This is a genomic window from Methylobacterium sp. WL6, assembly GCF_008040095.1.
GTDB lineage: Bacteria > Pseudomonadota > Alphaproteobacteria > Rhizobiales > Beijerinckiaceae > Methylobacterium.
In genome coordinates, this window is the sequence record NZ_VRVH01000439.1 from 1 (window position 1) to 2,764 (window position 2,764).

At 62.1% G+C, this 2,764-nt stretch carries 3 protein-coding genes; 2 read left to right on the forward strand and 1 reads right to left on the reverse strand.

Going from position 1 to position 2,764, the window contains the following annotated elements; all coding sequences use genetic code 11:
* The first annotated feature begins 240 nt into the window (after positions 1–240).
* Complete coding sequence (locus FV230_RS26840) at positions 241–1,209, forward strand: TniQ family protein (RefSeq protein WP_187275646.1); 969 nt, start codon at positions 241–243, stop codon at positions 1,207–1,209.
* A gap of 45 nt (positions 1,210–1,254) precedes the next feature.
* A complete protein-coding gene (locus tag FV230_RS26845; RefSeq protein WP_147844548.1) occupies positions 1,255–1,770 on the forward strand; it encodes a hypothetical protein in 516 nt (171 codons plus the stop codon).
* Positions 1,771–2,443: 673 nt separating this feature from the next.
* Here the strand turns inward: FV230_RS26845 and FV230_RS26850 are convergent.
* On the reverse strand, positions 2,444–2,764 hold a 321-nt coding region (locus FV230_RS26850; RefSeq protein ID WP_246695024.1), incomplete at its 5' end, for a LysR substrate-binding domain-containing protein.

Here is a 2,764-nt window from a genome sequence, read left to right on the forward strand (position 1 = left end):
GCCCTGTGAGATCAGCACGTCTGCCTGACGTAGCTTCGCGACGATCTCCTCGGGCTTCGGGGGCTTTGCCATCTTGTCCGTCCTCCAGGCTCAAAAGCCATACCAAAGGGCGGACCACTTCAATGGGGGCTGACCAGTCGATGTCTGGCGCATGATTGTGGTCCGCGACAAGAAGGAGGCCAGCGACGAGCGGACCAAGCCCTCGATCAAGGGGAAGGACAGGTGATGACGTCCCTTCGCATGACCGTCCCCTACATGCCCTGCGAGACCCCAACCAGTTTCGTGTCGCGACTCGCCGCGCGCAACGGCATCCCCCTGGCGGGCTCGTTCTGCGAGGACCAGGGTATGCTGTTCCGCCAGGTCATCGACGGCGAGCCGGCCGCGATCCAACGTCTCGCAGAGCTCGCCGGTGTCGATCCGAACCTGTTGTTCGCGTCAACCTTCCGCAAGATCGACGAAAGCGTTCGGCTCCTGGGCACCGAACGCTTCGATCGACAGTGGATGTCCCGCGCGCGGCTACGGGTGTGCCCTGCCTATCTTCTGCGGGATGCGGAGGGCTCGACACTGCCGCCGGATGCCGCGATGTACTGCCGGACCTGGTGGCAGATCTCGTTCATCCGGACCTGCCACCTCCACGGCACTCCCCTGGCGATCCTCCCCTCGGAGCAGAGGACGGTTCACGACTTCGCGGCTTCCGTTCGACCACACGCTTCGGATCTATCCCGGCTGGTCGACACCACCGCGCCGGTGGAGACGACGAGGCTGGAGGATTACCTGCTCCGGCGCATCATCGGTGATGGCGGTGGGATACCATTGCTGGATGGTCTCGCGACCGGCGTGGCCGCGCGCTTCTGCGAAGTACTGGGAACGGTCCGGCTGCATGGCCGCAGCCAGCGGTCGAGCAAGCTGGACGAGAGCCAGCTCAGGATCGCCGCCCAGTTCGGGTGCGACCTGGCGACGGCCGGTGAGGACGCGATCCGGACCTTCATCCTCGATCTCGTTCGCGGCGACGTCACGAGGTCGGCCAACGGAGGGCCGCAAGCCGCCCTCGGCAGCCTCCATGCCTGGTTCTCCGACAACCGGGACACGCAGGACATGGAACGGCTTCGCGGCCTGGTTCGAGATGCCGTCGCAGCATCCCTGCCCATCGGCTCGGGTAAGGTATGCCTGGGACAGTCGGTTGATGAACGACAGGTCCACTCGATCTGATCCGCATCACGCGAAACGGGCGTCCATCCCAAGCGGCTTCGCAAGTTGCTGCGGGAAGCCGGATTCATCGGCGACGAACATGCCGACCTTGCGGATAACCTCGTGATGTTTTCGGCGGAGGCCAGCGCCCCGTTCCTGGCCGAGCTCTGCGGGACCAAGGGGCTGACGAAGGTGTCCGCCTATATCAACGCCCCGCGTGTCCAGGCCCAACTCCTGTTCCGTGCCGGCTTCCTGCGCCCGGTGTACCCCAACGGCGGCTCGACGAAGCGGCTGCTCGCGTTCAACATGAAGGAGGTCGATGCGCTGATGTTGTCGCTCTTGGACGGTGCCGAGGTTCTCGATCGCGAGGTCGAGGGGCATTCTCCATTCCACGCGCGGCGAAGAGGGTGCCATGCGGTGCGATGGACATCGTCAGCCTCATCCAGAACCATCGACTTCCGTGGGTCGGTCGTCGCTCGGACGAACTCGGTTACATGTCGATACGGGTCAGGCCAGAGCAAGTGCGGCCCGCCCTGTTTTCAGGCGTCGGGATCAGCGTGGATCAAGCAGCCCGAAAGCTGAACCTACATTATGCATCGGCGCGCAGGATCATTAGATTGGGACTGATCAACGAGATACCTGGAGAATGCCCTCAGTATTATCATGAACGATAAAATGTTAGCTCAGAGTCTGTTGATAATTTTATAAAGAATTATATCGCTCTCAGCGAAATTCAAATTGCATCCGCTACGAAAAGAAATCCGGTGAAGTCCATTTTAAGGAGAAATCAAATTCATCCCGTTACGTCTTCATATGATGTAAGTAAGTTTTATTACAAAAGAGATGAAGTTGAAGCGCTGCTAAATTCGAAGCTTCGATAAGTTTTTCGATTACGAAAATGCCCTGGTTATGCCGGGGCATTTTTTTGCCTTGTGGTCCAATGTCTATAATTGCACTATCAAACACCCCCCTTCACTGCAACCGCACTCTATTGAAGATCAGGTAAAAAGCCAAGCAATTTCAATGTTTTAGACGTCGGCTTGCAACCAAACTCACCTGCTCTCTACAGCAAGGGACGGAACGCGGGACGATCGTCCCTCGGGTCGGGGCGGATGCGGGGGAACCCGTGCCCGCCCCGTCTTCGTTTTCGGAAGCGCCCCCGTCCACGTGAGCCTCGGCGACGATCGACCGGGCACGGCGGCCCGCGCGCGGAAGCCGATTCCGACCCGAAGGGCGGCGACCCGGCGGATCGGCCTCAATCGGCGATGTAGGCCGCGAGCTCGTCCGGCGTCCCGCCGGGAAACGCCTGCTTGAGGTGGTCCAGGAAGGCCGACACGCGCGTGCTGAGCAGCCGGCGCGTCGGGTACAGGGCCCAGAGCACGATCCCGGGCGCGTCGACGTCGCCCCAATCGACCAGCCGGCCGTCGCGCAGATCGTGGCTCACCAGCGAGATCGGCAGCCGGCCCGCCCCGACGCCCGCCCGCACCGCGTCGCGGACCATGATCAGCGTCGACAGGCGCAGGACCGGCTCGACCGCGATCGCGGCCGGGCCGCCCGGCAGCCTCACCCGCCTCGC